This is a genomic window from Stenotrophomonas sp. YJH_SMC_122 (assembly GCF_059369535.1).
In genome coordinates this window covers 357,647-379,255 of sequence record NZ_JCAFST010000002.1, presented here as the reverse complement: position 1 = coordinate 379,255, position 21,609 = coordinate 357,647, and the positions used below count along the sequence as shown (strand labels likewise).

The window sequence follows — 21,609 nt, the reverse complement described above, 5'->3', positions numbered from 1 at the left end:
GCAGTGCCCGGCTTTCTTGTTTCTGCAGAGTCGAGCCATGCTCGACTGCCGTTCAATGCAGTCGAGCATGGCTCGACTCCACAAAAAGCGATACGACTCCGGTCAGCCCTCGCGGGCGACCTGGAATCCGGCGAACGACTGGCTGACCGGCATCAGCTCCAGCCGGTTGATGTTCAGGTGCGGCGGCAGGCTGGCCACCCAGAAGATCTGCTCGGCGATGTCTTCGGCGGTCATCGGGTTGGCGCCGCTGTACAGCTTGTCCGAGGCGTTCTGGTCGCCATGGGTACGTACCACGGTGAATTCGGTTTCGGCCATGCCCGGCTCGATCGTGGTCACACGCACGCCGGTGCCGTGCAGGTCCGAACGCAGGCCCAGCGAGAACTGGCTGACGAAGGCCTTGGTGCCACCGTAGGCGTTGCCACCCGGGTACGGGTAGACGCCGGCCACCGACGAGATGTTGATGATCGCGCCCTTGCGCTCCACCAGCTGCGGCAGCAGGCGGTGGGTCAGGGTCACCAGCGCGGTGATGTTGGTGTCGATCATCGTGGTCCAGTCCGACAGCGTGGCGCTCTGTGCCGGCGCGGTGCCCTGCGCCAGGCCGGCGTTGTTGACCAGCAGGTCGATCTCGCCAAAGGCCGGCGGCAGCGCCAGCAGGGCCGCCTCCATCGCCACCGCATCGCGGATGTCGAAGGCGGCGGCATGCACCACGTCCTTGCCGTAGCGCTCGACCAGCGGCTGCAGGCGTTCGCCGCGGCGGCCGGTGGCGATCACTTTCCAGCCGGCCTGGGCGAAGCGGTGGACGGCGGCGGCGCCGAAGCCGGACGTGGCGCCGGTAATCAGGACAGTGCGGGTCATCAGGCAACTCCAGGGGGAAAAACCGGACGCCCATTCTGGCATTCCCGGCCCGTCCTGAGTTGCCCACCGTCCTGCCGTCCCCCCGGCTCAACGCACGCGAAACACTCTGGCCTTGGGCAGGTCTTCGTCGACCTGCAGGAACCAGCGCCCGGCAATTCCGGGAACAACGGCGATCTGCGGCGACTGCAACACCCTGCGCAGCTTCATCTGTCCCTTCATCACCTGCCATTGCTGGCCGTTATCAAGGGTGAACAGCGTGCCGGGCTGCCAGCCTGCGACCTCTCCGACCACACGGGCGCTGACCGGTTCGTCTTCCAGGCCCAGATGCATTGCTGCCGGTGCCGGCACATTGGCAGGCAGCGGCGCAGCGACCGGGGCCACCGCTGCCGTCGACGCGGCGGCCGTGCTCTCTGCCTCGCGCAGTACCCGGTTCAACGCCTGCAACTGCGCTGGGCTGAGCCCGACCTCGGCCAGTTGGGATGCACTGAGGCGCCGCTCGACGGGTACGAAGCGGTCCTGGGCGAAGGCAGCGAAGCTGCCGGCGAGCAGTAGTGCGGAAAACAGATACCGGCGCATGCGAGGGTCCCAGCGAACGAGTGCTCACGATGCTGCAGTTCGATGACAGTCCGGTGACACGCCAGAGGCCGGTACAATTGGGCCATGATCAACAATGATGTCCTGCGCAGCGTGCGCTACTCCCTGGACCTGGGTGACCAGCACGTGGTCACCCTGTGCCAGATGGCCGACCCGGCCTTTGCCGTGGATACCGGGCAGGTGAAGGCCTGGCTGCGCCGCGAGGACGAAGCCGGTTTCGAGGCGATGAACGACAGCGCGCTGGCGCACTTCCTCGACGGCCTGATCGTGCACCTGCGTGGCCGCGACGAGAGCCAGCCGCAGCGCGCAGTGGAAACCCGCATCGACAACAACCTGGTGCTGAAGAAGCTGCGCGTGGCGTTCCAGCTGCGCGACGTGGACCTGATGGAGATCTTTGCCAGCGCAGGTTTCAATGTCTCCAAGTCGGAAGTGGGCGCGCTGTTCCGCCAACCCGGGCACGCCAACTACCGGCGTTGCCTGGACCAGATGCTGCGCAACTTCCTCAAGGGCCTGAGCCTGCGCCTGCGCGGCTGAGCACGGCGTCGACGAACGCCCGCGCCGCTGGTGTCGGCAGGCGCTGCCAGACCAGGTGCACGCGCCGGGTCGGGGTCGGCTGCAGCGGAATCTGCACCACGCCCTGGAACCCATCGGCGATCAATGCCGGCACGATGCCGACCGCCAACCCATGGCGGACGAAGCGCTCGACCAGTTCCATCAGGTTGACCTCGAAACGGACCGTGTGCGGCAGTCCGGCTGCGGCAAAAGCATCATCGGTCTGCCGGCGTGCGCCGGTGCCGCGCGGGAAGTCGACCAGTGCTTCATCCTGCAGTGCGGTCAATGGCAGCCGCTTGCGCCCGGCCAGCCGGTGCGATGGCGCCAGTACCGCTACCAGATCCTCCTCCTGCAGCACCTGGTGGCAGACACCGTCCAGCGCTGCCGAAGGCGCCAGGCCGACCAGTGCCACATCCAGCGCGCGCGACTGTACCTGCGCGATCAGGTCCTCGCTCTTGTCCACGCGCAACTGGAACTCCACCTGCGGGTGCACGCGCTGGAAGGCCGCCAGCATCGCCACAACGTCGATGTCGGTCAGCGAGGAAATCTGCCCTATGGCCAGCAACCCACGCACTTCGCCACTGACGGCGGCCACGTCGGCGCGCAGGTGGCGCACGCTGGCCAGCACCTGGCGTGCGTGCACCAGCAACGCCTCGCCGGCGGCGGTGGCCCGCACCTGGCGCGGCAGGCGCTCGAACAGCGTGGCACCCAGTTCCTGTTCCAGGTAGGCGATCTGGTGGCTGAGCGCGGATTGCACCACGTGGCAGCGCTCGGCGGCACGGGTGAAATTGCCCTCTTCGGCCAGCGCCACGGCGAATTCGAGCTGCTTGAGGTTCATACAACTATCTTGTTTTCAGATGGCTCGGATGATGATGATTCATTTCCATCATGCTCGCAGCAGGCGGACACTGTGCCCCCCGTTTCCTGGAACATCGCGTGAACCCGTCCCTTCCCCCTCTGCAGCGCTGGCAGGTGCTGCTGATGTCGGTCGCCACCGGCGTGGCCGTGGCCAGCAACTACTATGCGCAACCGCTGCTGCACACCATCGCCGACGCCTTCGGCGTGCCGTTCGGCCAGGTCGGCATGGTGGTTACCGCCGCGCAGCTGAGCTATGCCGCCGGCTTGATCCTGCTGGTGCCACTGGGTGACCTGTTCGAACGCCGCCGCCTGATCGTGGTGATGAGCCTGCTGTCGGCGGGTGGACTGGTGATCAGTGCCTGCGCACCGTCGCTGACCTGGCTGCTGGTGGGCACCGCGATCACCGGCCTGTTTTCGGTGGTGGCCCAGGTGCTGGTGCCGTTCGCCGCCACGCTGGCCGCGCCGGAACACCGTGGCCGCGTGGTCGGAACATTGATGAGTGGCCTGCTGCTGGGCATCCTGCTGGCGCGCACCGTGGCCGGCCTGCTTTCCAGCCTGGGCGACTGGCGCCTGGTGTATGCGATCGCCGCTGCCACCCTGGTGCTGACCGCACTGGCATTGCAGCGCGGCCTGCCGCGCTTCCACCACAGCGCCGGCCTGGGCTATTTCGCATTGCTGCGCTCCATTGGCGAACTGTTCGTGCAGGAACCGGTGCTGCGCCAGCGCACGCTGCTGGGGGCCTGCAGCTTCGCCATGTTCGCGATCTTCTGGACCCCGCTCGCGTTCCTGCTGGCACAGCCGCCGTACGCCTACAGCGACGCCACCATCGGCCTGTTCGGGCTGGTCGGTGCGGCCGGCACGCTGGCGGCGGGGCTGGCTGGCCGCATGTCCGACCGTGGCCAGACCGGACGTGCCACCGCCATTGCACTGGCGCTGTTGCTGCTGTCGTGGCTGCCACTGGGGCTGTCGGCCCACTCGCTGCTGGCGCTGCTGGTCGGCGTGGTGGTGCTGGACCTGGCCGCGCAGCTGCTGCATGTCAGCAACCAGAACCTGATCTATGCGCTGCAGCCTGCGGCACGCAACCGCCTCAATGCCGGCTACATGACCGGCTATTTCATCGGCGGCTCGCTGGGCTCGCTGCTGTCTGCACAGGTCTACCAGCGCTTCGGCTGGACCGGCGTCTGCGTGGCCGGTGCCGCCGTGGCCGTGCTGGCCCTGCTGCTGTGGCTGCCCGGCGCGCTGCGTGCGCGCCAGGCGGCATCGTCGAATTAGAAACTGCCCTGCAGCGCCAGCTCCCAGCGCCCACCGGCGTTACCCGGGAACAGGCGCTTGGCCGCGTTGTCGGTGTCGTGCACGGTGGCACGCAGCTCCCATGCCGGGGCCAGCGTGGCAATGGCACTGAGCTGGCCATGCAGGTAGTCCGGGCCCTGCGCGGTGGCCAGCCAGTACTGGCCCACCGCCGCTTCCAGGCGGACGCGTTCGTGCAGCGGCACACGCACTCCCAGCTGGGCATAGGTGCCGCGATGGCCACCGGCCAGTGCATCGCTGGAATGGGCGACCTGCAGCCAGGCACGCTGCTTCCAGGTCAACGTGGTGTTGAGTTCGGTCCAGTCCAGCGTGCGGCCGGTGCCCGGGTACACGTAGCGGGTCAGGTTCGCATCCAGGTTCCAGGCCGGCGCCAGTGCGCCGGACCAGCCGGCCACCAGGTCGAACTCGCTGCGCGCGCCATTGTCCGGTTTGAACGAAACGTTCGAACCCCACACGCTGGCGTACCATCCCGACGGGATCGAGGCCTTCGCGCCGGCCTGCACCGCCGGGTCGCCATCGCTCTGCGAGCTGCCACGCCACACGTAGTCGCTGGTCAATGCAGCACTGCCACTGGCCTGCACCTGTGCCTGCGCGCTGCCGATCCCGAGCAGCCCTGCCAGGGCGGCCACCAGCGCCGCCATCATCCCCTTGCTGTTCACTGCACTGTGTTCCTTGTCGAAGGCGGTCGCGCCGCCGGGACGGCAGTGTCGGGCACGCCGCCGTAACGGATCGAGGGCGCTGCCCGGCCAGCGGCGCAAATTCGGCGTAAATCCCGTGGATGGAGGCTGCGCGCCAGCCGCGCGGTATCATGGCGCCTTGTTTCCAGGAACCAATCACGTGGACGCCATCCTGACCCCGGTATCGATCGGCGAGCTGATCGACAAGATCACCATTCTCGAGATCAAGGCCGAGCGCATCGATGATGCTGCCAAGCTGGCCAACGTGCGCACCGAACTGGATGGCCTGTTGCCCTTGCTGCAGCAGCAGCTGCAGGCGCAGCCGGCATTGGACGCGCTGAAGCAGCAGCTGAAGGCGATCAACGAGCGCATGTGGGACATCCAGGACCAGCTGCGCGACAAGGAAGCGGCCCAGGTATTCGACGATGCGTTCATCCAGCTGGCACGCGGTGTCTATGGCACCAATGGCGAGCGGGTGCAGGTGAAGAACGAGATCAACCGCGTGGCCGGTTCGGCGCTGGTGGAAGAGAAGCAGTACCAGGGCGAGTAAGGCCGCTCAGCCGCATTCCAGCAGGTGGCGGAAGCGGAACAGGTCGCCGTCGCCACGAATGCCGAGCTTGCGGTAGGCCGACGTCTTCTGCGAGCTGATGGTGCTGGCCGAGCGCCCTGAGCGCAGGGCCATTTCACTGGTGCTCACGCCCTTCAGCACCAAGCCGAGCACTTCACGCTCGCGCTGGCTCAGCGGCGCGAGCACCGGTGCAGATACCCGGCGTGTGCGTGGCAGCTTCAGCTCCTCACGCAGTTCCGGTGGCACGAAGCGGCCGCCACGGGCGATCACGTCAATGGCGCGCAGCAACGTCTCCGGTGGCATCGACTTGGACAGGAAGCCGCGCGCGCCGGCTCGCATCGCGGTGGTCACCGTGCTGGCGTTGCAGTGCGCCGAGAGCACCAGCACCGGCAGCGCCGGCCAGCGCTGCGACAGCACGCGCAGCAGGGCCAATCCATCGCCCAGGTCGCCCATCGGCAGCGCATCGATCAGCAGCAGGTCGACACACCTCGGGCTGCGCTCCAGCAGCTGCAGCAGGTGCGCCTCGCTGGACAGGCTCACGCGCACCTGCACACCACTGTGTTGGCGGAGCAGCACTTCCACGCCCAACCGCAGCACAGGATGCGGGTCCAGCAGCGCCAGGCGGCATGGCCGATCAGGCAGCAGGGGCGGGCGAGTGGGCGGCATCGCGGCATGTCCAGGCAACATGGGGCATCCACCGTAGGCCGGTGCCCGCAGCGGCGGAATCCAATTCCTTGCAATGCTCGGCCCGCGTGCGCCACCAGTCAGACGGCATTCTGTTTCGCGCGGCCACAAACGCAACAGGCCCGGCAAGAGCCGGGCCTGTCGAGACTTCTCCAGCGCGCAGGCGCGCGGGAACAGCAATTACCAGCTGAAGCGCGGGCCGACGGTGTATTCCTTGTCGCCGTCGCGGTTCATCTTCAGTTCGCCGTTCAGGCCCCAGTTCTGGTTCAGCTTGACCTGGCCACCCAGGCGGCCGTACCACTGGCCTTCCGGGTTGATGCCGTGCTTCTTCGAGAAATCTTCGTAGCCGACCATGCCGTAGACCTCGGCGTGGGCACCGAAGGCGGTGCGGATACCGGCTTCAGCGCTGTAGCCGTTGAAGTCCAGGCCGTGCTTCGGGTCGAACTTCTGGTAGGCGACGCGGGCAACAAAGTCGGTGGTCGGGGCGATTTCGACGTTGTAGCCGGCACCGACCTTCCACTGGTCAACCTTCAGGTTGGTGTGGTCGATTTCCTGGCGGCTGTACTCGCCGAAGGCGTGGAAGTTCGGCAGGAAGCCGTACGAACCCTTCACGCCCCAGCCGTCGGCCTTGATGCCTTCAACGTCGGTCTTGGCGTAGTCGGCTTCGGCGTAGTTGTAGGACAGGCTCTCAGCAGCCGAGGCGGTGAACGGCAGGGCAGCGGCCAGGGCCAGAGCAATCAGCGAATTCTTCATGGGGGTACACCTTTACTTTCTTATGGTGTGCAGCAGCGCCAGGGCGCCATCGCATCGGGAATGTAAATTCTCCGTTATTCGCCACAACGCTCCCTGAAAACAGCGGTCTTCGCATTGCTGAATTTTCTGGCTTGATTCAGGCTGCGTCTGGCATACGCGCGCGGCGCGCGTGCATTCTGCTTCCAGCTTTCACCCACCTTTCCCCAGATGTCGATCCGCGATGCCCGGGTTCGTCGGTTACTTGAAGGCCGTGCATGTGGCACGGTCCATCCGGAGGCAGGCAATGAGCTACATCGATGGTTTCGTCCTGGCGGTGCCCACCGCCAACAAGGAGAAGTTCCTCGCCCATGCACGCACAGGAGATCCGGTCTTCATCGAGTACGGCGCACTGCGCGTGGTCGAGTGCTGGGGCGATGACGTGCCGCACGGCAAGACCACCGACTTCTTCGGCGCGGTGAAAGCCACGCCGGACGAGACGGTGGTGTTTTCCTGGATCGAATGGCCCGACAAACCGACCCGCGACGCCGGGATGAAGAAGATGATGGAAGACCCGCGGTTTGATCCAACGAAGAATCCGATGCCGTTTGACGGCGCGCGGATGATCTACGGCGGCTTCGTGCCGATCTACGAGCTGACCCGCTGAACCCGGCGGACGTGCTCAGCGCGCGTCCGTTTCATCGCTGGCAGTGGCATGGCCGGCGCCCAGTGCGGCGCCGGCTCCGAGGCCCATGCCGCCCATGCCAGCGCCCATTCCGCCGCCCCCATCTCCGCCACCACCCGCACGGCCGCCCTTGGCATCGCCATCGTTGCGCCCCTTGCCGCCACCACTGGCCGCGGGGCGGGTCGGCCCCTGCGGCGGAATCCGCAGGTCGGGAGGAATCGGCGCCAGATCCAGCGCTTCGCGCACGAAGTCGCGCAGCGAGACCACCAGTTCGTGGATATGCACCGGCCGCCCCTGTGCCAGTTCGTTGGCGGCACGCGCCGCCAGTCGCACCTGTTCGTCGGTGCCCAGCAACAGGATGTCCGAGAGCGCGGCCTCGACCGCATCGCGGATGCGGCGCGTTCGATCCGAACGCGGTTCGGCGATGCCTTCGGCCGCTTCGCGCTGGCGCAGATCGCGGCGATGGCTGGGATCCACGCCCAGTTCACCAGTGAATGAACCGCCCAGGGTCTTGTAGGCCGCCATCAGCGTGCGCAGCCGCTCGTTGATCTGCCGGTTCTCGCGCTCGCGACGCTGCTGCAGGGTCTGCATCACCAGCAGGCGGATGCCCACGCCCAGCAGGGTGATCAGGACCAGGCCGGCCAACGTGGACAGCACGCCCTGCCAGGAACTGAAATCGATACCGCGCATGGTGGGGCTCCGGCGGGAAGAATCTGCATCTTGCCCCAGACCGCGCCCCGAAAACGCGAAAGGCCCCACCACCCGGTGGGCGGCAGGGCCTTCGGTCACGGCGCGATTACTTGCGCTTGGCGACCTTGCGCACGGCCTTGGCCGGGGCCTTCTTGGCAACAGCCTTCTTGGCCGGAGCCTTCTTGGCGGCGACCTTCTTCAGCGGTGCAGCCTTCCTGGCCACGGTCTTGCGGGTCGCGGCGACCTTCTTGCCGACAGCCTTCTTGGCAGCAGTGGTCTTCTTGGCAACGGCCTTCTTGGCGACGGCAGCCTTCTTGCCGACAACCTTCTTGGCGGCGGCGGTCTTCCTGGTGGCGACCTTCCTGGTGGCGGCAGCCTTCTTGCCGACAACCTTCTTCGCAGCCACTGCCTTCTTGGCGGCGACGGTCTTCTTGGCCACAGCCTTCTTGGCGGTGGCGACCTTCTTGCCAACCACCTTCTTGGCGGCCGCGGTCTTCTTGGCAACGGTCTTCTTCGCGACAGCAGCCTTCTTGGTGGCGGCCTTCTTCACGGTGGCGACCTTCTTGCCGGCAGCCTTGGTGGCGGCCTTGGTGGTCTTCTTGGCAGCGGCGGCCTTCTTGGTCACGGCCTTGCCCGCAGCCGCCCTCTTCTTCGCCACTTCCTTCTTCAGGGCAGCAGCTTCGGCCTTGGCGTTCTTCTTGGCCGCTTCCAGCTTCTTCTTGGCGTTGGCAACCGTCTTGCCGACCGACTTGGCAGCCTTCTCGGCCTTCTTGGCAACGGTCTTCTCGACCTTGGCCACGGCCTTCTTGGCCTTGGCAACGCGGGTACCGGCAGCCTTGCTCGCGCGCTTGACGGTCTTCTTGACCGACTTCACTGCGTCTTCGGCGGCGTGGGCGATGGTCTCGCCGACGTTGGTGGCGGTTTCTTTCACGTTCTCGACAGCGTCGGTCACGACCGACACACCATTACCGTTGCTCATGTTGCCCTCCTGCGGGCCTTAAGTATCAAAACGGGGCGATGCTATACCGACATTGACGATCGTGGAACGGGGCATATGCCAGCAATCGCATCTGTTGCGACGCCGATGGTGTACGCAGCAGTGCCCGTTGCCGCCTGCGGTTCGCAGCAAACCCCTTTTTTTCAGTGCTGCGCCACGCGAAACCAGCATTGTCTGGCCGTCGTCGCGCGCACGTGCACGGATGCCGCGTCCGGCATCCATCGTGGCGCATTGCGGCACCCGCCTGCGCGGAACTGCGCAAGTATCCGCCTGTGCCAGTGCGGCGCGCGTTGGCGTTGAGTGGCGCACCCATCACCTGCCCGGGTGTCGCCACAAGCGCGTTCCTGGCCCCTGCGCTCCCCCTTCGAGGCACCCGTTTTCATGGCGCATTTATCCAGATCGCGACACACTCATTCAGCTTGTTTTACCGTAGGCCCGAACGGCCCCACCCACGCCAGCGAACCGACTCCCATGCGACCGCTTCCCACCCTGCTCACGCTCGCAATCGCCGCCGCCTTCGGTGGCTTCGTTGCCACCGGCATCAATGCCCACCTGGACAACCGTGCCGACGCCGCGCCGCTGCCGGCGGTCCTACCGACCACCGCGGCGTTGCCGGCCTCGGTGGCCGGACAGGCGGTACCGTCACTGGCACCAATGCTGGAGAAGGCGATGCCGGCGGTGGTCAGCGTCAACACCAAGCAGGTGGTTCGCGTACGCAATCCCTTCTTCAACGACCCGTTCTTCCGCCGCCTGTTCCCGGACATCCCGCAGGAACGCATCAACGAATCGCTCGGCTCCGGCGTGATCATCGACGCCAAGGAAGGCCTGGTACTGACCAACCACCATGTGATCGAGAACGCCGATGACGTGCAGGTGACACTGGCCGACGGGCGCACGGTCAAGGCCCAGTTCCTGGGTTCGGACCGCGATACCGACATCGCCCTGATCCGCATTCCGGCGCAGAACCTCACCGACATCAAGCTCGGCAACAGCGACCAGCTGCGGGTCGGCGACTTCGTCGTGGCCATCGGCAACCCGTTCGGCTTCAGCCAGACAGTCACCTCGGGCATCGTCTCGGCCGTAGGCCGCAGCGGCATCCGCGGGCTGGGCTACCAGAACTTCATCCAGACCGATGCGTCGATCAACCCGGGCAACTCCGGTGGCGCGCTGGTCGACCTGCAGGGCCAGCTGGTCGGCATCAACACCGCCAGCTTCAACCCGCAGGGCAGCATGGCCGGCAACATCGGCCTGGGCCTGGCGATTCCATCGAACCTGGCGCGCAGCGTGGTCGACCAGCTGGTCAAGCACGGCGTGGTGGTGCGTGGCACGCTGGGGGTGGAAAGCCAGAACCTGACCGCGCAGATCGCGCAGGGTCTGGGCCTGGGCGAAACACGTGGTGCGCTGATCACCCGCGTGCTGGCCGGCTCGGCCGCGGCCGCAGCCGGGCTGAAGCCGGGCGACGTGGTGGTCTCGGCCAACGGCCAACGCGTGGACAGCGCCGAAGCCCTGCACAACGTGGAGGGCCTGGCCGCCGTCGGCAGCCCGATGACGCTGGACGTCCGCCGCGAAGGCAAGCCCGTGCAGATCAAGGCAACGCTGAAGGAACAGGCACGTGCGGTCAGCGGCGAGAGCCTGGACCCGCGGCTGACCGGCGCCACCTTCGTCGACCTGCCCGAGTCGCTGCGGCAGTCGGGGGTCGGCGGCGTGCTGGTCAGCGAGGTCAAGCGCGGCAGCCGCGCGGCCAGCAACGGCCTGCAGCAGGGTGACATCATCACCGACGCCACCGTGGGTGAATTCGCCGACCTGGCCAGCTGGCGTGCCAATTTCCAGCAACGCCCGCCGACCTTGGTCGTGCGCGTGCTGCGCAACAATGGCCAGCAGCAGGGCCAGCTCGTGATGCGCTGATCGCCCTGCCGTAACACCCCCTATACCCCGGCAATGCTATTGCTGTCAGTCCAGGTCGGCACCGCCGACGCCCGTTCCCCCATCGCAACAGGAGTGATTCGATGAGCCCCACCAATACCGAGAACCTGAAGGAACACCTGGGTGAAGCCGGTTCCCACCTGAAGCAGGCCGCCACGGCCGCCGGCGGTGCGATCAAGGGCGCAACCGGTGCCGCGACCGACGAACTGCGGATCGGCAAGGCCAACGTCAAGGCTGAACTGTCCGACAGCGCGCTGTCCGGCCTGGCCGCCGCCGAGTTCGGCGGGGCCGCTGCCAAGGAACAGGTCGATGCACTGATGGACAAGGGCAAGGACCTGATCGACAGCGCCGCCGAGCTGATCCGCGAACGTCCGCTGGCTTCGTTCGGTGTTGCCTTCGCTGCCGGCTGGATCATCGCCAAGCTGGCCCGCGGCAGCGGCGACAAGTAAGCTGCGGCGTGAGCGAAGACAACGCGCAAGCCCCTGATCCGGCGGCCACCCCGCCGCTGGATGAGAGCATCCGCCAGGTCGGCGCGGCCGGTCGCGCCGCTGCCGATTCGGCCAAGCACTCGCTGCGTTCGCTGCGCCGGCTGGCCTCGGCCGACTTCGCGCTGGCTCGCAGCGCATTCGGCCGTGCACTGGCCTGGGCCGGGGTAGCGATCGTATTCGGTGCGTCGGCCTGGCTGCTGATGGCCGCCACCCTCATCGCCCTGCTGCAAAGCTGGGGCCTGAGCTGGCTGCAGGCCCTGCTGATCACCTCGCTGCTGAGCCTGGCCGTCACCGGTTATGCGATCTGGCGGGTGTCCTACTTCTTCCACCACACCGGCATGCACGCCACCCGGCGCCAGCTGTCCCGCCTGGGCCTGTTCGACGAGCCCAGCGAAGACGACCCCGATGCCGATGTGCAGCTGCCAGAGGGCAAGCCATGAAGTTCGGTGCGCTGCAGCGGCGGGTGAAGCGCTGCGAACAGGTGGTGACCGTGCGTCTGGTCGAGACCCAGGACCACTGGTCCACGCTCAGCCAGGTCTGGCGCCAGGGCTGGTCGCCACTGCGCATCGTGCTGGTGGGCCTGGCCGGTGGCTTCATTGCCGGCAAGCTGGAAATGCCGGGCAAGGTCAACGGTGCGCGCTGGCTGCAGATGGTGGGTTCGGTCTCGAACCTGTTCGCCAGTGCGCAGGCGGCGTTCGCCACGGCGATGGCGGCGCAGGCTGCGGCCACCGCCGACGATGCGGCCGAAGAAGCCGACAACGCCAGCGAACAGGCACAGGCGGCCGCATCGGCATCAACCGCACGGCCCGCACCAGCGGCGGCGCCACGGCCCGCGGCAGAACCGGAGCCGCGCGAACCGCGCCCGGCCGAAGCCGCCACCGAACTGTCCGAACGTTGATCCATGGAATCCGCCGCGCCGATCGCGGCCGGCGGATAATGCGCTCCCCTTTCCGGCTGATGCGTCGATGAGCGAGTCCTCCCTGTCCCCGTCACCAGCCGATCCGCAGGACCCGGAGGCACCGCTGCCGCCTCCGTCTCGCCCACGCGGGCCGATGTCGCTGGTGGTGCTGGCGACCCTGGCGGTGGGCTACACGCTATGGGCTGCACAGGACATCATCCTGCCGGTGCTGCTGGCGATGTTCTTCGCACTGGTCGGCAACCCGATCCTGCGCCTGCTGCAGAAACTATGGATTCCGCGCGCGCTGGGCGCGCTGCTGATTCTCGGCGCCGGCCTGGGCGTGACCGGTTCGCTGGCGGTGCAGTTGATCGGCCCGGCGATGGAATGGGCGCAGGAAGCCCCGCAGCAGCTGCGCAAGGTCGCCCGCCAGGTGCAGGACCTGACCAAGCCGGTGCAGCAGGCCAACCAGGCGGCGGAGAACTTCGCGCGCGTCGCCGGCGGCGACAGCAACCACAAGGTGCAGGTGATCCGCACCCAGCTCGACGACCCGTACCGCATGCTGACCCGCGCGCCACGGCTTGCTGCCTCGGTGCTGGCCGTGGTGCTGCTGACCCTGTTCTTCATGATCTATGGGCAGAGCCTGCAGCGCGCGGCGATCGCGCTGTTCCCGAACCGCCAGCAGCAGCGCTTCACCGCCGACATCCTGCGGTCGATCGAACGCGAGGTCTCGCGCTATGTGCTGACCATCAGCGTGATCAACACCCTGGTCGGGCTGGTGTTCGCCGGCGTGCTGATGCTGCTCGGCATTGGCCTGCAGGAGGCGTTGCTGTGGGGCACGGTGGCCGCGCTGTTGAATTTTGCCCCGTACGTCGGCCCGCTGATCGGCGTGGCACTGATGCTGCTGATGGGCTTCGTGGAATTCCGCGACCCGCTGCAGGCGCTGCTGCCGGCGGCCGCGTACCTGGCCCTGCACACTCTGGAAGGGCAGATGGTGACCCCGATCGTGCTGGGCCGGCGCATGAAGCTGTCGCCGCTGGTGCTGATCCTGGCACTGATGGTGTTCGGCTGGGCCTGGGGCATGATCGGCCTGCTGCTGGCGGTGCCGCTGCTGGTCTGCATCAAGCTGGTGCTGGCACGGCTGGACGGCATGCAGGGCTGGGCACGGCTGCTGGAATGAAAGCCCGCGCGGGCAGGCGTAGAATGGAGGGGTGAATTTCCCCGTCCAAGCCATCACTCTCGACCTTGACGACACGCTGTGGCCGTTCGCTCCGATCGGCGCCCGCATCGACCTGGTCCTGCACGAATGGATGCGTGAACACAGCCCCGCCACCGCCGCGATGTATCCGGTGGCGGCGATGCGCGAACTGCGCGAGCGCCTGTACCACGCTCATCCGCACCTCCACCACGACCTGAGCGCGCTGCGTCGGCTGACCCTTCACGAAGCGCTGCACGCCAGCGGCGCCAGCCTCGATCTGCTGGAGCCAGCGTACGAAGTGTTCTACGCCGCGCGCAACCAGGTCGAGTGCTATCCCGATGCGATCGATGCGCTGGCGCGGATTGCCGCGCGGGTGCCGGTGGCAGCGCTGAGCAATGGCAATGCCGATCTGGAGCGGATCGGCCTGGCCCATCATTTCGCCTTCCAGCTGGGCGCGCGCGAACACGGCGCGGCCAAGCCGGAGGCAAGCATCTTCCACGCCGCCTGCACCCGCCTGGGTGTGGCGCCGGCACAGGTACTGCACGTGGGCGACCACGCCGAGATGGACGTGGCCGGGGCGATCGCCGCCGGCCTGCGCGGCTGCTGGATCAACCGCGAAGCAGCCACCTGGACCCATCCGCACCTGCAGCCGGACCTGCAGTTCGACACCCTCACCGGCCTGGCCGACTGGTTGGACGCCAACCTCGACACCGCCGCATCCCGGAGTAACTGACGCATGAGCGAGATCACTGGTTTCACCGCCGACAGCGCCGCGGCGCTGCCTCTGTACGTGCTGGACCGCGAGCAGTTCGCCGCCTGGAAGCAAGGCCAACCGGCCGCGATCCAGGCCTGGCTGGCCTCGCAGGGCTTCAGCGCCGGCGCGCACAGCGTGGCCCTGCTGCCCGGAAGCGATGGCCTGGCCGGTGCGGTGATGGGCGTGGGTGATCGCGCCGATGCCTACAGCTATGCACATGCGCCGCACGCCCTGCCGGAAGGCAGTGTCTGGCAGCTGGCCAATGAACTGCCTGCCGCCGAACAGGCGCTGCTGCAGCTGGGCTGGGGTTTGGGCAGCTACCGCTTCGACCGTTACCGCAAGCGCAACCGCGCCCCGGCGCAGCTGGTGGCCGCACCGTCCGGCGAAGTGGCCGACCTGATCGCCGCCAGCCTGCGCGTGCGCGACTGGGTCAACACCCCGACCGAAGACATGGGGCCGCAGCAGCTGGAAGACGCCGCGCGTGCACTGGCCGCTGCGCATGGTGCGCAGGTCGAGGCGATCACCGGCGATGAACTGCTGAAGCAGAACTTCCCGGCCATCCACGCCGTGGGCCGCGCTTCGCACCGCGCGCCGCGCCTGGTGGTGCTGCGCTGGGGCAAGGAAACCGACCCGGCACTGGTGCTGGTCGGCAAGGGCGTGTGCTTCGATACCGGCGGCCTGGACATCAAGCCGGCCGACGGCATGCGCAACATGAAGAAGGACATGGGCGGCGCCGCGCATGCGCTGGCCCTGGCCGGCCTGGTGATGGCGCGCGGACTGCCGGTGCGCCTGACCCTGCTGGTGCCGGCGGTGGAAAATGCGATCGGTCCGGATGCGTTCCGCCCGGGCGAAGTGATCGCCACCCGCAAGGGCCTGAGCGTGGAGATCGACAACACCGATGCCGAAGGCCGCGTGATCCTGTGCGACGCGCTGACCTTTGCCGGTGAGCAGAAGCCGGACCTGGTGCTGGACTTCGCCACCCTCACCGGTGCCGCGCGCATCGCGCTGGGTCCGGATCTGCCGGCGCTCTTCAGCAACGACGACACGGTGGCGCAGCAGTGGCTGCAGGCCGGCGACGCAACCCGTGACCCGGTCTGGCGCATGCCGCTGTGGCGCCCCTACCTGCGCTATCTGAGCAGCGGCATCGCCGACCTGGCCAATGCCGGTTCGCGCATGGCCGGCTCGGTGACCGCCGCGCTGTACCTGGAGCGCTTCCTGGAAGACGGCCAGCGCTGGGCGCACCTGGACGTGTACGCCTGGAATGATGGAGAACGCCCGGGCCGTCCGGCCGGTGGCGAAGCGCTGGCGCTGCGCTCGGCCTGGGCGATGTTGAAGCAGCGCTACAGCTGATCGAGTGGGTGCCGACCGTTGGTCGGCACGCCGTCCCCGGCAAATCTGACGAAAAATTGAATTTCGGCCCCGGCCGGGTTCTGCGAGGATGTGTGGGTCGACCACCCACACGCTCCGTGAAGGCAGGACTCCGACCATGTCGCTCTTCGGCTACACCCGTGCCGGCCAGACGCCGGGCGCACCGCGCAAGCATTCCCCCCTGCTCTGGATCGCGCTGATCGCGCTCATCCTGGGTACCGTGGCGCTGGCCTTCGCCTGGCTGGCCGGCTGGATGGGCGACCGCCTCACCGCGCAGCGCTTCACCGACACCATCGAGGCCACCGGCCCGGCCCATCCGGGCTTCCGCCGTGCACACAGCAAGGGCATCTGCGTAAGCGGCTGGTTCGAACCCAGCGCGCAGGCCCCTACCCTGTCCAGTGCCCGGGTGTTCTCGCAGACGCGCGTCCCGGTGATGGGCCGCCTGTCGATCGGTGGCGGCGACCCCTACGGCGCCGACAACACCGCACGCGTGCGCAGCCTGGCGGTGCAGATGGTCAGCGATGATGGTCAGGAATGGCGCATGGCGATGAACAGCTTCCCGTTCTTCGCGGTACCCACGGCCGAGGCGTTCTACGAGCAGACGCGCGCCTCGATTCCCGATCCAGCCACCGGCAAGCCGGACCCGCAGAAGATGGCGGTAGTGCTGGCGAAGTACCCCAGTGCGCAGGCGTTCCAGCAGTGGGCGAAGACGGCACCGTGGACCAGCAGTTGGGCCGACACTACCTTCAACAGCGTCAACAGTTTCTGGTTCACCAACGCGCAGGGCCAGAAGCGTGCGGTGCGCTGGCGCTGGCAGCCGCAGGCGCCGGTGGTGGCGATGGATGCGGAAGCGCGCAAGCAGGCCAGCGTCGATTTCCTCAGCCAGGAACTGCAGCAGCGCCTGGCCCGCGGCCCGGTGCGCTGGAACCTGGTCGTGACCACCGCCGAGCCCGGCGATGCCATCGATGATCCGTCGGTGCCGTGGCCCGAGTCGCGTGACCAGGTAGTGGCGGGCGTACTCAGCCTGGACCGCATGCAGTCACAGGAACAGGGTGCCTGCGGCCAGATCAACTTCGATCCCCTGATCCTGCCCAGTGGGGTGCGCGGCAGTAATGATCCGATCCTGGCGGCCCGCTCGGCGGTGTACTCGCAGTCCTTCAACCGCCGTGAACGCGAGCGCGCCACCGGCAACGTCGAACAACCGAAGGAGGCCGCACGATGAGCACCGGCAACGGCCACTTCAACCTGCTGGCGCGGGTGCTGCACTGGTCCATGGCGCTGATGATCGTCGCCATGCTGTTCATCGGCGTGACCATGGTCGCCTCGCTGCACCTGCGTCCCGTGCTGATCGACCTGCACCGCCCGCTGGGCATCGCCATCGGCGTACTGGTGCTGCTGCGCCTGTACAACCGGCTGCGCCATCGTCCACCGCCGCTGCCGGCGGACCTGCCCGTGTGGCAGGTGATGGCAGCCAAGGCCTCACACTGGATGCTGTACGCGCTGATGCTGGCGATGCCGTTGATCGGCTGGGCGATGCTGTCGGCCGGCGGATACCCGATCGTGCTGTGGGGAGGGCTGCACCTGCCGCCGATCGTGCCGCATACCCCGGCGTTGTATGCCGCCTTGCGCAATGCGCACAGCCTGTTGGCCTATGTGTTGTTTGCCACGGTGCTGATGCATGTGGGTGCGGCGTTGTTCCACCTGTGGGTGCGGCGGGATGGGGTGTTCCAGGCGATGGCGCGCGGGAAGGAGTGAGCGGGTTCGCCGGGCGTTCCCGGCGGATCGTTTCCGCGACCGCGGAGGGGTGTCACTTTCTTTGCGCGCAAAGAAAGTAACCAAAGAAACGCCCCGCCGGCCGCGAGCCGGCGTGCTTCGCACGCCGGTGCCCTGCGCTCCTCGGTCCGTCGAGGGACGGCGCGGGAACTCGCTGCGCTCAGACACCCGCACCTCTTCGCCCTCGCCGGACCTCCGGTGCTCGGCTCGCTTGAAGGCGGACTGGAAGGTCAAGATCAAGAGCAACAGCATCCACGCATGGCGTGGATCTACTGGGTGCAGCTGTGGCTTTTGACGTTGGGTCCGCCTTCTAGCGAGCCGAGCATCGCAGGGGAATCAGGGGCGTAGAGGCGCCGGTGTTTGAGCGAAGCGAGTTCGGCGCCGTCCCCTGATTCCCCGAGAAGCGCAGGGCACCGGTGCGTAGCACCGGCTCGCGCTCTGGCGGCGTGTTTCTTTGGTTACTTTCTTTGCACGAGCAAAGAAAGTGACACCTCTCCACAGGCGCGGAAATGATCCGCCGGGCAGCGCCCGGCGCTACCAGTGCGTCGGCGCACGCCGCTACAACCACCCCTTCTGCCGCGCCAGCCGGTACGCCTCGATCCGGTTGGCCACGCCCAGCTTGCCGATGCACTCGGACAGGTAGTTGCGCACTGTGCCGTGCGACAACCCCAGCTGCTCGGCGATCTCGCTGGCGGTGCGGCCCTCGCCCGCCAGCCGCAGCACGCGGCGCTCGCGGTCGGTCAGCGGGTCGGCCTGCGACCACGCATCCGGTGCCAGCTGCGGGTCGATCGCGCGGATGCCCTGCTTCACCTTGCGCAGTGCATCGGCCAGGTTCTCGGCCGGTGCGTCCTTCAGCAGGTAGCCCAGCACGCCGGCTTCCAGCGCGCGTCGCAGGAAACCTGCGCGGGCGAAGGTGGTCACGATCACCACCTTGATCGGCAGTTCATGGCGGGCAATGCGCTGGGCCAGTTCCAGCCCGGACAGGCCCGGCATCTCGATGTCGGTCACCAGGATGTCCGGCTGCAGCTGCTGCAGCATGCGCCACGCGGTTTCGCCGTCGGCGGCACTGCCCAGCACCTCGATATCCGGCTCCAGGCCCAGCAGCGCCGACAGTGCGCCGCGTACCATCGCCTGGTCCTCGGCCAGCAGGATGCGGATCATGCGGCACCGTCCTGTGCCAGCGACGGCGGGGTTCCCGGCGGCAACGGTGTGGTCGCGGCAGCCAGCGGCACGCGCACGGTCAGTAGCGTGCCCTCGCCCCTTGCGGACTGTACCTGCAGGCTGCCCCCCAGAGCGGCCACGCGTTCGCGCATGCCGCTCAGCCCGTTGCCCTCGGCCTGCACGCCGCCACGACCATCGTCGCGGATCTGCATCGCCAGCATGCGTCCCTCCAGCATGAACTCCACCCGTGCCTGCGTCGCTTGTGCATGGCGCACGATATTGGTCGCGGCCTCGCGCAGCACCAGCGCCAGCCCGCGTTCGACATCCACCGGCATCGCCGGCGGTGGTGCGTACTCAAGGTGGACCTGCTGGCACTCCAGCAGCAGCCGCGCCGATGCCAGCTCGCCGGCCAGGTCGCTTGCGCGGATACCGGTGACCGCGCTGCGGACCTGCGCCAGCGCCTCGCGGGCGATGGCCTCGGCCTCGCCGATCTCACGCCGCGCGCGTGCATCACCACGGTCGTGCAGCTTGCGCGCCAGTTCCAGCTTCAACGTGATCAGCGACAGGGTGTGGCCGAGCAGGTCGTGCAGGTCGCGGCCGATGCGTTCGCGCTCGGCGGTGGCGGCGAGCCGCCGCACCTCGTCCTGCGAAAGCTGCAGCGCCGCATCCTTCTGCTGGTTGAGTGCTTCCACGTTCACGACCAGGCCGACGATATAGGACACGGCGGGGATCCAGACCAGGCTCTGCCACGGGTACTGGAACAGCAGGGCGAGGCCGCAGAACAGGAGGTTCAGACCAGTGAGCTGCAGCAGATACTGCCACCAGCCTCCGCGACCGCTCACCCGCAGCAGCACGCAGCCGAACACGAAGTAGGTCAGCCCGGACGGGTACCAGGGCAGCAGCACCAGCGACATCGCGATCAGGCCCAGGGCATAGCGCGGGGCGTGATGGCGCGGCGCCACCATCACCTTGGCATACAGCAGCAGGAACACCGGATAGCTGGCCAGCGTCAGCAGCAGCCAGCGCAGGGTGAAGCCATGGCCAAGCAAGGGCGTCAGGAAGATCCACACTGACCACAGCAGGTGGATTGCCTCGCCCCAGGGGGACTTTCCCCGGCGCAGCGTATCGGCCACCGCCGAGTCCGGCGCGGGGCGCAGCAGCGAGGCAAGCCATGTCGACGGCACGGGCGGTTCCAGGCGGGGACGATCGCCGCCGATCATGCCAGTTCAGCCGCCTGCGCGCAGGCGCCACCACCGGCCGGGCGGCACCGGCGCAACCGAGCGCGGATCACGGTACGCTTGGCGGCGCCGCTGTGGCGGGCCAGCGACGGGGTGATCGGATCCATGGGCGGTACCGGTAGCGGGGACGTTGCCATCCTGTGCCGCCGTGGTCACGTTTCGCAGTTGCCGCCGTCAGTGTCATCGGGTGACAGCTGTCACTGCCGTCATCGCTGTGTCTGCCTTCATGCTGTGCCGCACGCTCCACCGCCGGAACCGCCGCCGCCCGCCCTTCCGGCCACACCCGCCCAAACGCCTGTGATGGAACGAATGAACGCTTCTGCCGAGCTGTTGAAGGAACTCCGTATCGACCGCAAATCGCCGCCGCCCGCCTCCGGCAGCAGTGGCGGTGGCCGCCGCTGGCTGTGGATCGCGATCATCGTGGTCGTGCTGCTGGTCGCCGCGGCCGTGGCCTTCCTGTTCGGTCGCGCACCGGCCGAAGAGGTGGAAACGGCTCCCGCCGTGGCCATCCAGCAGGGCAGCGCCAGCAGTTCGGTGCTCGACGCCAGTGGCTACGTGGTTGCCCGTCGCATGGCCACGGTGTCGGCCAAGATCACCGGCAAGGTGCGCGAGGTGATGATCGAGGAAGGCATGCGGGTCGAAGCCGGCCAGGTGATGGCCACGCTCGACCCGATCGATGCCGACGCGCAGCGCAGCCTGTACGCCTCGCAGCTGCAGGCTGCGCGCAGCCAGGTGGCCGGGCTGGAGGCACAGCAGAGGCAGGCCGCCGCCGAAGCCAGCCGCCTGCAGGCGCTGGTTGGCCAGCAGCTGGTCTCGCGCTCGCAGTACGACCAGGCCGTGGCCCAGCGCGACAGCCTGCGTGCGCAGCTGGATACCGCGCAGCGCAACGTCAAGGTTGCCAACGACCAGCTGGCCATCGCCGACCTGGGCGTAGACAACAACATCGTGCGCGCGCCGTTCTCCGGCGTGGTCACCGCCAAGGCGGCGCAGCCCGGCGAGATCGTTTCGCCGCTGTCGGCGGGTGGTGGGTTCACCCGTACCGGCATCGGCACCATCGTGGACATGGACTCGCTGGAGATCGAAGTCGAGGTCGGCGAGGCCTTCATCGGCCGCGTGCAGCCGAAGATGCCGGTGGAAGCCACGCTCAACGCCTACCCGGAATGGAAGATTCCCGGCGAGGTGATCGCCATCATCCCCACCGCCGACCGCGGCAAGGCCACGGTGAAGGTGCGCGTGGCGCTGAAGGTGAAGGACCCGCGCATCGTGCCGGAGATGGGCGTGCGGGTCAGCTTCCTGGAACAGGCGCAGCCGCAGGCGGCCGCCAAGCCGCAGGGTGTGCGCGTGCCGGGCGGCGCCGTGGTCCAGCGCGAGGGTGCCTCGGTGGCCTTCGTGCTGGGTGACGGGAACCGCGTGCAGCAGCGCACGGTCGAGGCCGGCCAGGCGATGGGCAAGGACCGCCAGATCCTCAAGGGCGTGAGCGCAGGTGAGACGGTGGTGGTGAACCCGCCGGACACCCTGCGCGATGGCGCCAAGGTGCAACAGAAACAAGCGCAGTAACGGCCTGGCGCCCATGGGCGCCGCCGGCAACACCGCTCGACGCACGCCTGCGGCCAC

Annotated in this window: 25 protein-coding genes; 14 read left to right on the top strand and 11 right to left on the bottom strand. The window is 67.8% G+C overall.

Annotation, left to right across the window (positions count from 1 at the left end; all coding sequences use genetic code 11):
* Window positions 1-102 precede the first annotated feature (102 nt).
* Window positions 103-855: an SDR family NAD(P)-dependent oxidoreductase gene (locus AC5P66_RS05305; protein WP_049414322.1), complete on the bottom strand. Its 753-nt coding sequence runs from the start codon at window positions 853-855 to the stop codon at window positions 103-105.
* An 87-nt stretch (window positions 856-942) separates the two neighbouring features.
* Window positions 943-1,431: a hypothetical protein gene (locus AC5P66_RS05300; RefSeq protein WP_099495475.1), complete on the bottom strand. Its 489-nt coding sequence runs from the start codon at window positions 1,429-1,431 to the stop codon at window positions 943-945.
* Between the two features lie 84 nt (window positions 1,432-1,515).
* On the opposite strand from AC5P66_RS05300, the gene AC5P66_RS05295 reads away from it, so the two are divergent.
* Window positions 1,516-1,983 (top strand): YehS family protein, encoded by a 468-nt coding sequence (locus AC5P66_RS05295; RefSeq protein ID WP_049414320.1) that lies wholly within the window; start codon window positions 1,516-1,518, stop codon window positions 1,981-1,983.
* On the opposite strand, the gene AC5P66_RS05290 is transcribed toward AC5P66_RS05295, so the two are convergent.
* On the bottom strand, window positions 1,952-2,839 hold the full coding sequence (locus AC5P66_RS05290; RefSeq protein ID WP_099495474.1) for a LysR family transcriptional regulator: 888 nt from the start codon (window positions 2,837-2,839) through the stop codon (window positions 1,952-1,954). The two genes, AC5P66_RS05295 and AC5P66_RS05290, sit on opposite strands and share 32 nt — an antisense overlap.
* 143 nt (window positions 2,840-2,982) lie before the next feature.
* Here AC5P66_RS05290 and AC5P66_RS05285 point away from each other — a divergent pair, with 143 nt between their 5' ends.
* On the top strand, window positions 2,983-4,131 hold the full coding sequence (locus AC5P66_RS05285; protein ID WP_342585646.1) for an MFS transporter: 1,149 nt from the start codon (window positions 2,983-2,985) through the stop codon (window positions 4,129-4,131).
* Here AC5P66_RS05285 and AC5P66_RS05280 read toward each other — a convergent pair.
* Window positions 4,128-4,826: a TorF family putative porin gene (locus AC5P66_RS05280; protein ID WP_049414317.1), complete on the bottom strand. Its 699-nt coding sequence runs from the start codon at window positions 4,824-4,826 to the stop codon at window positions 4,128-4,130. The genes AC5P66_RS05285 and AC5P66_RS05280 overlap by 4 nt on opposite strands.
* Window positions 4,827-5,004: 178 nt before the next feature.
* Between AC5P66_RS05280 and AC5P66_RS05275 the strand changes: the two genes are divergently transcribed.
* On the top strand, window positions 5,005-5,394 hold the full coding sequence (locus tag AC5P66_RS05275; protein ID WP_049414316.1) for a DUF6165 family protein: 390 nt from the start codon (window positions 5,005-5,007) through the stop codon (window positions 5,392-5,394).
* 6 nt (window positions 5,395-5,400) lie between these two features.
* Here the strand turns inward: AC5P66_RS05275 and AC5P66_RS05270 are convergent, their stop codons facing one another.
* On the bottom strand, window positions 5,401-6,078 hold the full coding sequence (locus AC5P66_RS05270) for a response regulator transcription factor (protein ID WP_049414314.1): 678 nt from the start codon (window positions 6,076-6,078) through the stop codon (window positions 5,401-5,403).
* 198 nt (window positions 6,079-6,276) lie between these two features.
* Window positions 6,277-6,849, bottom strand: a complete 573-nt coding sequence (locus AC5P66_RS05265; protein ID WP_495216111.1) for an OmpO family porin — start codon at window positions 6,847-6,849, stop codon at window positions 6,277-6,279.
* Window positions 6,850-7,132: 283 nt separating this feature from the next.
* Here AC5P66_RS05265 and AC5P66_RS05260 point away from each other — a divergent pair, with 283 nt between their 5' ends.
* A complete protein-coding gene (locus tag AC5P66_RS05260) occupies window positions 7,133-7,492 on the top strand; it encodes a DUF1428 domain-containing protein (protein WP_049414306.1) in 360 nt (119 codons plus the stop codon).
* 15 nt (window positions 7,493-7,507) lie between these two features.
* Here the strand turns inward: AC5P66_RS05260 and AC5P66_RS05255 are convergent, their stop codons facing one another.
* Together AC5P66_RS05255 and AC5P66_RS05250 are read right to left on the bottom strand one after the other, a co-directional pair.
* Window positions 7,508-8,200 carry a hypothetical protein gene (locus AC5P66_RS05255; protein WP_495216110.1) on the bottom strand — a complete coding sequence of 231 codons (693 nt, stop codon included), beginning with the start codon at window positions 8,198-8,200 and terminating at the stop codon, window positions 7,508-7,510.
* Window positions 8,201-8,306: 106 nt separating this feature from the next.
* Window positions 8,307-9,179, bottom strand: a complete 873-nt coding sequence (locus AC5P66_RS05250; protein ID WP_049414304.1) for a hypothetical protein — start codon at window positions 9,177-9,179, stop codon at window positions 8,307-8,309.
* A gap of 489 nt (window positions 9,180-9,668) precedes the next feature.
* Between AC5P66_RS05250 and AC5P66_RS05245 the strand changes: the two genes are divergently transcribed.
* The 9 genes from AC5P66_RS05245 to AC5P66_RS05205 all read left to right on the top strand — a co-directional run bounded on the left by AC5P66_RS05245 (window position 9,669) and on the right by AC5P66_RS05205 (window position 17,578).
* The gene (locus tag AC5P66_RS05245; RefSeq protein WP_099488039.1) at window positions 9,669-11,102 is read left to right on the top strand and encodes a Do family serine endopeptidase; all 1,434 of its coding nucleotides are present in this window, start codon (window positions 9,669-9,671) and stop codon (window positions 11,100-11,102) included.
* 101 nt (window positions 11,103-11,203) lie between these two features.
* Entirely contained in the window at window positions 11,204-11,569 is a 366-nt protein-coding gene (locus AC5P66_RS05240) for a hypothetical protein (RefSeq protein ID WP_262222767.1), read from the top strand.
* Between the two features lie 8 nt (window positions 11,570-11,577).
* Entirely contained in the window at window positions 11,578-12,048 is a 471-nt protein-coding gene (locus AC5P66_RS05235) for a phage holin family protein (RefSeq protein ID WP_004153834.1), read from the top strand.
* Window positions 12,045-12,506 carry a protein sip-5 gene (locus tag AC5P66_RS05230; protein WP_100478993.1) on the top strand — a complete coding sequence of 154 codons (462 nt, stop codon included), beginning with the start codon at window positions 12,045-12,047 and terminating at the stop codon, window positions 12,504-12,506. Before AC5P66_RS05235 ends, AC5P66_RS05230 begins: the two co-directional genes overlap by 4 nt.
* A gap of 67 nt (window positions 12,507-12,573) precedes the next feature.
* Window positions 12,574-13,683 carry an AI-2E family transporter gene (locus AC5P66_RS05225; RefSeq protein ID WP_049439084.1) on the top strand — a complete coding sequence of 370 codons (1,110 nt, stop codon included), beginning with the start codon at window positions 12,574-12,576 and terminating at the stop codon, window positions 13,681-13,683.
* A gap of 31 nt (window positions 13,684-13,714) precedes the next feature.
* Entirely contained in the window at window positions 13,715-14,434 is a 720-nt protein-coding gene (locus AC5P66_RS05220; protein ID WP_049414299.1) for an HAD family hydrolase, read from the top strand.
* Between the two features lie 3 nt (window positions 14,435-14,437).
* Window positions 14,438-15,805, top strand: coding sequence for a leucyl aminopeptidase family protein (locus tag AC5P66_RS05215; RefSeq protein ID WP_049414297.1), 1,368 nt, complete (start codon window positions 14,438-14,440; stop codon window positions 15,803-15,805).
* Between the two features lie 136 nt (window positions 15,806-15,941).
* Complete coding sequence (locus AC5P66_RS05210; protein WP_262257543.1) at window positions 15,942-17,045, top strand: catalase family peroxidase; 1,104 nt, start codon at window positions 15,942-15,944, stop codon at window positions 17,043-17,045.
* Window positions 17,042-17,578, top strand: a complete 537-nt coding sequence (locus tag AC5P66_RS05205; RefSeq protein WP_495216109.1) for a cytochrome b — start codon at window positions 17,042-17,044, stop codon at window positions 17,576-17,578. Before AC5P66_RS05210 ends, AC5P66_RS05205 begins: the two co-directional genes overlap by 4 nt.
* 576 nt (window positions 17,579-18,154) lie before the next feature.
* Here AC5P66_RS05205 and AC5P66_RS05200 read toward each other — a convergent pair.
* The 3 genes from AC5P66_RS05200 to AC5P66_RS05190 are packed head-to-tail and all read right to left on the bottom strand — an operon-like array spanning window position 18,155 to window position 20,102.
* Entirely contained in the window at window positions 18,155-18,757 is a 603-nt protein-coding gene (locus tag AC5P66_RS05200; protein WP_495216108.1) for a response regulator transcription factor, read from the bottom strand.
* Window positions 18,754-19,977 (bottom strand): sensor histidine kinase, encoded by a 1,224-nt coding sequence (locus AC5P66_RS05195; protein WP_495216107.1) that lies wholly within the window; start codon window positions 19,975-19,977, stop codon window positions 18,754-18,756. The genes AC5P66_RS05200 and AC5P66_RS05195 overlap by 4 nt, the downstream gene beginning before the upstream one ends.
* Window positions 19,974-20,102 carry a hypothetical protein gene (locus AC5P66_RS05190; RefSeq protein WP_262222774.1) on the bottom strand — a complete coding sequence of 43 codons (129 nt, stop codon included), beginning with the start codon at window positions 20,100-20,102 and terminating at the stop codon, window positions 19,974-19,976. The genes AC5P66_RS05195 and AC5P66_RS05190 overlap by 4 nt, the downstream gene beginning before the upstream one ends.
* A gap of 202 nt (window positions 20,103-20,304) precedes the next feature.
* Here AC5P66_RS05190 and AC5P66_RS05185 point away from each other — a divergent pair, with 202 nt between their 5' ends.
* Window positions 20,305-21,552: an efflux RND transporter periplasmic adaptor subunit gene (locus AC5P66_RS05185; RefSeq protein ID WP_049412546.1), complete on the top strand. Its 1,248-nt coding sequence runs from the start codon at window positions 20,305-20,307 to the stop codon at window positions 21,550-21,552.
* Window positions 21,553-21,609: the final 57 nt, after the last annotated feature.

Excerpts from the sequence above, each read along its gene's own strand:
- AC5P66_RS05295 (WP_049414320.1), top strand. The coding sequence starts at position 1,516 with ATGATCAACAATGATGTCCTGCGCAGCGTGCGCTACTCCCTGGACCTG.
- AC5P66_RS05230 (WP_100478993.1), top strand. The coding sequence starts at position 12,045 with ATGAAGTTCGGTGCGCTGCAGCGGCGGGTGAAGCGCTGCGAACAGGTG.
- AC5P66_RS05195 (WP_495216107.1), bottom strand. The coding sequence starts at position 19,977 with ATGATCGGCGGCGATCGTCCCCGCCTGGAACCGCCCGTGCCGTCGACA.
- AC5P66_RS05255 (WP_495216110.1), bottom strand. The coding sequence starts at position 8,200 with ATGCGCGGTATCGATTTCAGTTCCTGGCAGGGCGTGCTGTCCACGTTG.
- AC5P66_RS05305 (WP_049414322.1), bottom strand. The coding sequence starts at position 855 with ATGACCCGCACTGTCCTGATTACCGGCGCCACGTCCGGCTTCGGCGCC.
- AC5P66_RS05205 (WP_495216109.1), top strand. The coding sequence starts at position 17,042 with ATGAGCACCGGCAACGGCCACTTCAACCTGCTGGCGCGGGTGCTGCAC.
- AC5P66_RS05270 (WP_049414314.1), bottom strand. The coding sequence starts at position 6,078 with ATGCCGCCCACTCGCCCGCCCCTGCTGCCTGATCGGCCATGCCGCCTG.
- AC5P66_RS05300 (WP_099495475.1), bottom strand. The coding sequence starts at position 1,431 with ATGCGCCGGTATCTGTTTTCCGCACTACTGCTCGCCGGCAGCTTCGCT.
- AC5P66_RS05260 (WP_049414306.1), top strand. The coding sequence starts at position 7,133 with ATGAGCTACATCGATGGTTTCGTCCTGGCGGTGCCCACCGCCAACAAG.
- AC5P66_RS05225 (WP_049439084.1), top strand. The coding sequence starts at position 12,574 with ATGAGCGAGTCCTCCCTGTCCCCGTCACCAGCCGATCCGCAGGACCCG.
- AC5P66_RS05285 (WP_342585646.1), top strand. The coding sequence starts at position 2,983 with ATGTCGGTCGCCACCGGCGTGGCCGTGGCCAGCAACTACTATGCGCAA.
- AC5P66_RS05245 (WP_099488039.1), top strand. The coding sequence starts at position 9,669 with ATGCGACCGCTTCCCACCCTGCTCACGCTCGCAATCGCCGCCGCCTTC.
- AC5P66_RS05190 (WP_262222774.1), bottom strand. The coding sequence starts at position 20,102 with ATGGATCCGATCACCCCGTCGCTGGCCCGCCACAGCGGCGCCGCCAAG.
- AC5P66_RS05210 (WP_262257543.1), top strand. The coding sequence starts at position 15,942 with ATGTCGCTCTTCGGCTACACCCGTGCCGGCCAGACGCCGGGCGCACCG.
- AC5P66_RS05215 (WP_049414297.1), top strand. The coding sequence starts at position 14,438 with ATGAGCGAGATCACTGGTTTCACCGCCGACAGCGCCGCGGCGCTGCCT.
- AC5P66_RS05265 (WP_495216111.1), bottom strand. The coding sequence starts at position 6,849 with ATGAAGAATTCGCTGATTGCTCTGGCCCTGGCCGCTGCCCTGCCGTTC.
- AC5P66_RS05290 (WP_099495474.1), bottom strand. The coding sequence starts at position 2,839 with ATGAACCTCAAGCAGCTCGAATTCGCCGTGGCGCTGGCCGAAGAGGGC.
- AC5P66_RS05250 (WP_049414304.1), bottom strand. The coding sequence starts at position 9,179 with ATGAGCAACGGTAATGGTGTGTCGGTCGTGACCGACGCTGTCGAGAAC.
- AC5P66_RS05200 (WP_495216108.1), bottom strand. The coding sequence starts at position 18,757 with ATGATCCGCATCCTGCTGGCCGAGGACCAGGCGATGGTACGCGGCGCA.
- AC5P66_RS05240 (WP_262222767.1), top strand. The coding sequence starts at position 11,204 with ATGAGCCCCACCAATACCGAGAACCTGAAGGAACACCTGGGTGAAGCC.
- AC5P66_RS05185 (WP_049412546.1), top strand. The coding sequence starts at position 20,305 with ATGAACGCTTCTGCCGAGCTGTTGAAGGAACTCCGTATCGACCGCAAA.